This is a genomic window from uncultured Amnibacterium sp. (genome assembly GCF_964245895.1).
Lineage (GTDB): Bacteria > Actinomycetota > Actinomycetes > Actinomycetales > Microbacteriaceae > Amnibacterium.
Map to the genome: position 1 here is coordinate 1 of NZ_CAXTOQ010000166.1, position 6,984 is coordinate 6,984.

The window sequence follows — 6,984 nt, forward strand, 5'->3', positions numbered from 1 at the left end:
TCGACCGGCGCGGTCGCGGGCAGCCCCTCCCGCAGGCCGGCGAGCCGACCGGCGACGGCGGCGGCAGCCGGCCGGCGGCGCGGGTCGTCGTCGAGCATCTCGCTCAGCAGCGCACGCAGGCCGACGGGCAGGGCGGCGAGCGCGGTGCCGGCCGGCGCCGCCGCGGTGAGCAGGCGCAGCAGCAGCGCGCCGAGCGCGTGCACGTCCGCGGCGGGGCCGCGGTCCTTCGGCAGCACCGCTTCGCAGGCGGCGGCGAGCGCGCCGTCGCCCTCGCCGAGCAGGGCGGCCACCCCGGTGTCGAGCAGCAGGGTGGAGCCGGAGCCGCCGTCGCGGTGCCGCCCGGCGGCCGGCACGACCGTCTGCGCGCCGACGAGGCCGTGCGCGACACCGGCGGCGTGCAGCGCCGCGAGCGCCCGGGCGACGCCCTCGGCGACGAGCGCGGCCCGGCGCGGCGAGCAGCCCGCCTCCGGGTCGAGGACCGGTCCGGGCGGGGCCGCCGCGACGTACCAGCGCGCGCCGTCGTCGAGGATGCCGGCGTCGAGCAGCGGGACGATCGCGGGGTGCCCGACCGCGGCAGCGCGGGCGACGGCGTCGTGATCCGGCTGGCCGGCAGCGGTGAAGCGGGCGTCGACGACGACGAGCACGCCGCGCGTCCCGGACCGCGGATGCACCGCCTCCCGGACGGGTCCGGCGGGCCGCCTGCCCACGACGGGACCGACCGACCAGCCCCCGATCAGTGCCCCCACAGGACCATCAGACCACCTCACCCCCCGTTCGGGCCAGAACCCGACCCTCCGACTGGGGCGTGTCGTCCGGGACTTCCGGAGAAGAGAATCCCTGCAGCCCCACTTCAGGAAGAGGCCCATGTTCGAGAGCAGGCCCGCGCGAGCGGTCGCGAAGCTGTGGTACCTGAAGATGCTCTGGGACCAGCAGTCGGTCCCCGTGCCCAGGGACTCGCCCGTGATCCGCTCCGGCGCCGACGACCCCGACCGCGTGCTGCTGATCGGCAACGGTCCGACGCACGGCTGGGGCACCGTCACGCACGAGCTCGCCCTGACCGGCCAGCTCGCCCGCTCCCTGACCCGTCACACGGCCCGCCCCACCGACATCCGCTACATCGGCGACGAGATGATGTCGATCTCGTCGGTGCGCACCTGGCTCGGCGACGTGCGGCTGCAGGACTTCGACCTGGTGCTCGTGGTCCTCAGCATGAACGACGCGGTACGCCTGACGCCCGCGGAGACCTACCGCGCGGCGATGGTCGAGCTGCTCGGCCGGCTGACGCGGGAGTCGAAGCCCGCGGCCCGGATCGTCGTCGCGGGCATCCAGGAGGTCGACTCCCTGCACGCCTACAGCGGCCTCGCCGCGCGCATCGGCCAGCGCCGCGCGGACCTGCTCAACGGCCTGACGCGCGAGGTGGTCGGCCAGCACGACGGCGTCTCCTTCCTCGACCTCAGCGCCCCGCCGGCCGAGGTCGGCCGGCCCTACGGCTCGCCGCAGCTGTACGCGGACTGGTCGGAGGTCTTCGCGTCGTTCTGCGCCCCGGCGCTCGACGAGGCGCGCTCGCTCGACGCCGACCGCTCCGCCACCCGGCTGACCGAGCACGAGTGGGCCTGGAAGCCCGGCGAGCGGATCATGGCCGCGACGGGCGGGCACGAGTCGCTCGACCGCCTGGTGCAGGAGGCGAAGTCGCACTTCGGCGTCGACGCCGCCTGGGTCAGCCTGATCGACGGCGACCAGCAGTTCTACGCCGCGAACACGTCGCCGGTCGGCCGCGCCGTGCCGCTGGAGCTCACGCACTGCCAGTACACGGTGCAGGGCGACGAGCCCCTGATCATCGAGAACTCGGCGAAGGACGAGCGGTTCAAGGGCAACCCCCTGCTCGACCTCTCCCAGCTGCGCTTCTACGCCGGCGCCCCGATCAAGAACGACGACGGCGAGAACATCGGCACGTTCTGCGTGCTGTCCGTGCTGCCGAAGTCGCGCGAGGCCGTCTCGGAGGACGACCTGAAGGAGTGGGCGTCCCGCGCCCAGGACGAGGTGCAGCGGCTCGCCGCGGAGTCCGTCGAGGACGACGCCCGGCTGCAGGCGGCGATCGCCCGCAGGTAGCCGTCCGGCCGCGCTCTGCCAGAGTGGGGCGATGGTCGAGTTCGGCGCCCACTCGGAGGTCGGCCGGCTGCGCCGCGTGCTCGTCTGCGCGCCGGGGCTCGCGCACGAGCGGCTCACGCCCTCGAACCGCGAGGACCTGCTGTTCGACGACGTGCTGTGGGTCGAGGAGGCGCAGCGCGACCACCGCGCCTTCGTCTCCGCCCTGGAGGCCGAGGACGTCGAGGTGCTGCAGCTGCACGACGTGCTGGCGGCGACGCTCGCCGCCCCGGGCGCCAGGGACTGGCTGCTCGACCGGAAGGTCACCCCGGACGAGGTCGGCCCGCTCTTCGTCGAGCCGACACGGGCCCACCTGGAGTCGCTGGGCGACGACCGGCTCGCCGACCTGCTGATCGGGGGCATGGCGGTCGAGGACCTGCCGGGCGCCGACCGGCCCACCTACCTCCACCCGACCGGCCCGGACCGGCGGCCGAGCGACTACCTGATGCCGCCGCTGCCGAACATGCTCTACACCCGCGACACGACCTGCTGGATCGGCGGCGGCTACACGCTGAACCCGCTGTTCTTCGGCGCCCGCCGCGACGAGACGCTGCTGATGAAGGCCGCGTACCGCTTCCACCCCGACTTCGCGCCCGTCGAGCAGCGGCTGCTGTGGGGCGACCCGGAGCGGTCATGGGGCGCCGCGACCATCGAGGGCGGCGACGTGATGCCGGTCGGCGGTGGCGTCGTGCTGATCGGGATGTCCGAGCGGACCAGCCGGCAGGCGATCGGCCAGCTCGCGGCGGCGCTGTTCGAGGCAGGGCACGCCGAGCGCGTGCTCGTCGCGGGCATGCCGAAGCTGCGGGCGGCGATGCACCTCGACACCGTGCTGACCTTCGCGGCAGAGGACGTCGTCACGGTCTACCGCGCGATCGTCGACGGGATCACCCCGTTCACGCTGCTGCCGGCGGACGGCGGCGGCATCCGCGTGGTGCCGGAGACGGAGCCGTTCCTCGAGGTCGTCCGCAGCGCGCTGCACCTCGACCGGCTGCGGGTCGTGAACACCGGCGGGGACGACTTCGCCGCCGAGCGGCAGCAGTGGGACAGCGCCAACAACGTCGTCGCGGTCCGCCCGGGCACGGTGTTCGCGTACGACCGGAACACCCGGACGAACGACCTGCTGACCGCGGCGGGTATCGAGGTGCTGACGATCCGCGGCGCCGAGCTCGGCCGCGGCCGGGGCGGCGGCCACTGCATGACCTGCCCCCTCCTCCGCGATCCCGTCGGCTACTGAGTCGCCCCTGCACGGGGGAGCCCCGCGGGAGGGGCGCCCGGTGTGGGTCTGCCGGGCGCGGGCGCGGCTGCCTAGCGTCGGGGGATGAGCTCCACGGCCGTGCCCACGGCGTCCTCCGGCACCATGCGCGACCGGGTGCCGGCCCAGGCGCTGATCGAGCAGGTGCTGCTGCGGCAGGCCGCCGCCCGGCCGCGCAGCGCGGTCGAGCGGATGGTGGGCCGGGACCCGATCGAGCCCGACGCCCGCCCCTGGTACGTCGGCGCCACCGGGGAGCGGATCGTCGCCGCCCGGCTGGCGACGCTGCCCGCGGGCTGGACCGTGCTGCACTCGCTGCCGGTCGGCCGCGCGGGCGCCGACATCGACCACCTCGTCGTCGGTCCGGGCGGCGTCTTCACGATCAACACGAAGCACCACGTGGACGCCTCGGTGTGGGTCGCCGGCCGCACGGTGCTGGTCGCCGGGAGGCGCACCTCGATGATCGCGAAGGCGGAGACGGAGGCGCGCCGCGTCGACCGGATCGTCGCCGGCGTGCTCACCGACCCGCCCGCCGTGCGCCCGATCGTCGCCGTGGTCGGCGCCAAGCGCCTGACCGTCCGCCGCGCGCCCCACGTCGTGCACGTGCTGCGCGCTGAGCACCTCCGCCGGTTCCTGCGATCGCAGCCGCAGCGGCTCTCGCCCGCCGAGGTGAACACGGTGGTGGCCCTGGTCTCCGCGCCGGAGACCTGGCAGCCCGCCGCTGAGGCCGGGCCCGAGCTGCTGCTCGCCTACGGCCGCCTGTCCGCCGAGGTGCGGGCCGCCGCCCGCGTGCGCCTCGGGTGGGCGTTCGCCCTGGTCGGCCTGACGAGCGCGGCGTCCGCCGCGATCGTGCTGCCCGGCCTGCTCGGCGTGCTCACCGGGTTCTGAGCAGCCACGGCCGCAGCGCCCTGGTCACGAGCGGCAGCAGCAGGTAGGTCATCAGCGGCGACGCCACGGCGACCGTCACCAGCACGCGCAGCCACGGCTCGAGCGTGACCAGCCACCCGCCGAGCACCAGCTGGATCGAGAGGCTCAGCGGGTAGAAGACCAGGAAGATGCTCACCATCTGCTTCCACCGCGGCGGCGACGGCGGCCGCGGCGCGGTGATCGCCGCCCTCGCGCGGGAGTCGAACCAGCCCTCGATCCCGGTGCGCCGCTCGCTCCACGCGTCCTCGGCGATACCGACGGCGCTCGCGACCCACCACTCCCGCTGCGGGGACCGCTCCCATCGGGCGAGCGACTCGCCGTCCGCGAAGCGGTAGAGCATGTGCCACTCCTCGCCGTCCGGCTCCGAGCGGACCCACCCGGACCCGAGGTAGCCCGGCATCGCCGCGACCAGGTCCTGGCCGCTGCGCAGCCACGCCTGCGCCTCCTTCGCCCGCTCGGGCGGCACCCGGCGTGTGATGGAGACGGTCACGGGCTCGGCGACGCTCATGGGTCCAGGGTGCCCGCTGCCCCGGTCGACCGCACGTCGCGCTCGACCCGCGCGTGCCAGGCTGCCCGGATGGACCTCGAGGGCCTGACCACCGCCCACCTCGCCGACGGCTGCCTGCGGCTCGGCGTGCCGGTGCGCTGCGGCCCGGCCGGGCTGCGCCCCCTGGTGCCGGGCACCGCATTCGCGGGTCCTGCCGCCGCCGTCGTGCACCTCGGCAGCGTGGACCGGCTGCTGGAAGCGATCGACGGCGCGGCGCCCGGCGACGTGCTCGTCGTCGACGACGAGGGCCGCACGGACGAGGCGTGCATCGGCGACCTGGTGGCGCTCGACGCCGCGGCCGCGCGGCTCGCGGGCGTCGTCGTGTGGGGGCTGCACCGCGACACGGCCGACCTGGTCGCGATCGGGCTGCCGCTCGTCAGCCTCGGCGCGATCCCGACGGGTCCGCTGCCGGGAACGATCCGCGCCGTCCGGGATTCGGCGTCGGTGGGGGAGTGGCCGGTCGCGCCCGGCGATCTGGTGGCCGCGGACGACGACGGCGTGGTGCTCGTCCCCGCGGCCGACGCGGAGGCGGTCGTCGCGGCCGCGCGGGGCATCCGCCGGACCGAGCGGGCCCAGGCGGACCGCATCCGGGCCGGCGAGACCCTCCGCGACCAGGTGCGGTTCGCGGAGTACCTCGCACGCCGCAGCGCCGACCCCGCCTACACCTTCCGCGCCCACCTCAGGCAGGTCGGCGGCGAGGTCGAGGTCTGACTGGGATCGAACTGGTGTTCTCACCTGCCTCGATCCTCTGTCGGTGGTACTCGTTAGTGTGTTCGCATGTGGATGACGCGGGTGGAGTGGCGGGCGGAGCGCGATGCTGCGCTCGCGCGGGACGCCGCCCGGCGCGCCGGTGCGACGATCCGGCCCCTGCGGCTGCCGGGGCTGGCCGTGGATCCGCTGCTCGCGATGGACTCGGAGCCGGTCGACGCGTTCTGGCGGTCGGCGCCGCCCGCGGAACCCGCCGAGCAGGTGCAGCAGGTCGGTGCGGTCCCGGCCGTCGTGCCGGAGGCGGTGCTGTGGGCTCAGGTGACCGGGCTGCCGCGGGTGCCGGGCGAGGGCGGAGTCCGGGTCGGCCGCCGCTGGTGGATGGACCGGCGGCAGGTGTGGCCGACGCTGGTCGTGCAGACGCTCCTCGCGAAGCCCGCACGGGGCCAGGGCGCGCACGCGGGTCTCGCGGCGTGGGACTCGGAGTCCCGCGGCTGGGCGCTGCTCGCCCTCGGTGACGCGGGCCTGGACCCGGCGGCGTGGGCCGTGACGATCACGCTCACCGAGTGGGCCGACGTCCCCCCGGCGGAGCGCGCGACCCTGCCGTCGGCGCCGAACGCGCAGCCGGATCCCGACCCGCTGTTCGCGGCCCTCGACGACGTGGAGGACGTGCAGCGGCTGCTGCAGGTCGCGGAGGTGCGGCGGGTGAACGCCGCCATCGTCGCCTGGCGTGCCGCGAAGGCGGACGAGGACCTACCGGGTGCGGCGAACACGTCGTACCAGAAGGGCTTCTTCATTGATCTCGGCATGAAGCTGAAGGTCGCGGACACGACGGCGCAGACGCTCGTGACCTCGGCCGATCGGCTCGAGCGCACCACGCCCGAGGTGTGGCGCGCCTTCCAGGCGGGCAAGCACCCGTGGCGGGCGATGCAGATCGTCCATACGGCGATCGCCGATCTCGACCCCGCGCTCCTGCCCGCGTTCGACGAGGGCGCGGTGCGCAAGCTCGACGAGGTCCCGCTGCCGCGACTGGCGGAGGCGCTGCGCCGCCTCGTCGAACGGCTGCAGCCCTCGACCGCGGACGAGCGCCACGACCGCGCCGCCGCCCGCCGGCACGTCACGGTCGAGCCCGCAGCCGACGGGATGGGCTGGCTGCACGCGTACCTGCCGATGACCGACCTGCTCGGCCTCGACCACCAGCTCACGAAGGCGGCCGTCGGCGCCCTCGGTGCGGCGGCGGTCGGGCGCGGGATCCGGCAGCTGCAAGGCGACGTGCTCCGCGACGCGCTCCGGGGCTTCCTCCGCCGGGACGCGGACCCCGCGGCCCCCGACGTGCTGGTGGCGGGGCGGCGGGGTGTCGAGGCGCGGATCTCGATCCTGATCCCCGCGATGACCGTCCTCGGCCACGCGA

Annotated in this window: 6 protein-coding genes and 1 pseudogene; 5 read left to right on the forward strand and 2 right to left on the reverse strand. The window is 75.4% G+C overall.

The features are described from left to right. Positions 1 to 746: pseudogene (locus ACFE60_RS16285) on the reverse strand (hypothetical protein); the annotation flags it as partial. A gap of 118 nt (positions 747 to 864) precedes the next feature. Here ACFE60_RS16285 and ACFE60_RS16290 point away from each other — a divergent pair. The 3 genes from ACFE60_RS16290 to ACFE60_RS16300 all read left to right on the forward strand — a co-directional run bounded on the left by ACFE60_RS16290 (position 865) and on the right by ACFE60_RS16300 (position 4,282). After that, positions 865 to 2,109, forward strand: coding sequence for a GAF domain-containing protein (locus ACFE60_RS16290; protein ID WP_375389909.1), 1,245 nt, complete (start codon positions 865 to 867; stop codon positions 2,107 to 2,109). A gap of 31 nt (positions 2,110 to 2,140) precedes the next feature. Next, positions 2,141 to 3,379 carry an arginine deiminase gene (locus ACFE60_RS16295; RefSeq protein ID WP_375389910.1) on the forward strand — a complete coding sequence of 413 codons (1,239 nt, stop codon included), beginning with the start codon at positions 2,141 to 2,143 and terminating at the stop codon, positions 3,377 to 3,379. 84 nt (positions 3,380 to 3,463) lie between these two features. After that, the gene (locus ACFE60_RS16300) at positions 3,464 to 4,282 is read left to right on the forward strand and encodes a nuclease-related domain-containing protein (protein WP_375389911.1); all 819 of its coding nucleotides are present in this window, start codon (positions 3,464 to 3,466) and stop codon (positions 4,280 to 4,282) included. Here ACFE60_RS16300 and ACFE60_RS16305 read toward each other — a convergent pair. Next, the gene (locus ACFE60_RS16305) at positions 4,269 to 4,829 is read right to left on the reverse strand and encodes an antibiotic biosynthesis monooxygenase (protein ID WP_375389912.1); all 561 of its coding nucleotides are present in this window, start codon (positions 4,827 to 4,829) and stop codon (positions 4,269 to 4,271) included. The genes ACFE60_RS16300 and ACFE60_RS16305 overlap by 14 nt on opposite strands. Positions 4,830 to 4,898: 69 nt before the next feature. On the opposite strand from ACFE60_RS16305, the gene ACFE60_RS16310 reads away from it, so the two are divergent. Beyond that, positions 4,899 to 5,579, forward strand: coding sequence for an RraA family protein (locus ACFE60_RS16310; RefSeq protein WP_375389913.1), 681 nt, complete (start codon positions 4,899 to 4,901; stop codon positions 5,577 to 5,579). 66 nt (positions 5,580 to 5,645) lie between these two features. Then, the coding region (locus ACFE60_RS16315; RefSeq protein ID WP_375389914.1) for a DUF222 domain-containing protein at positions 5,646 to 6,984 on the forward strand (1,339 nt) is incomplete at its 3' end.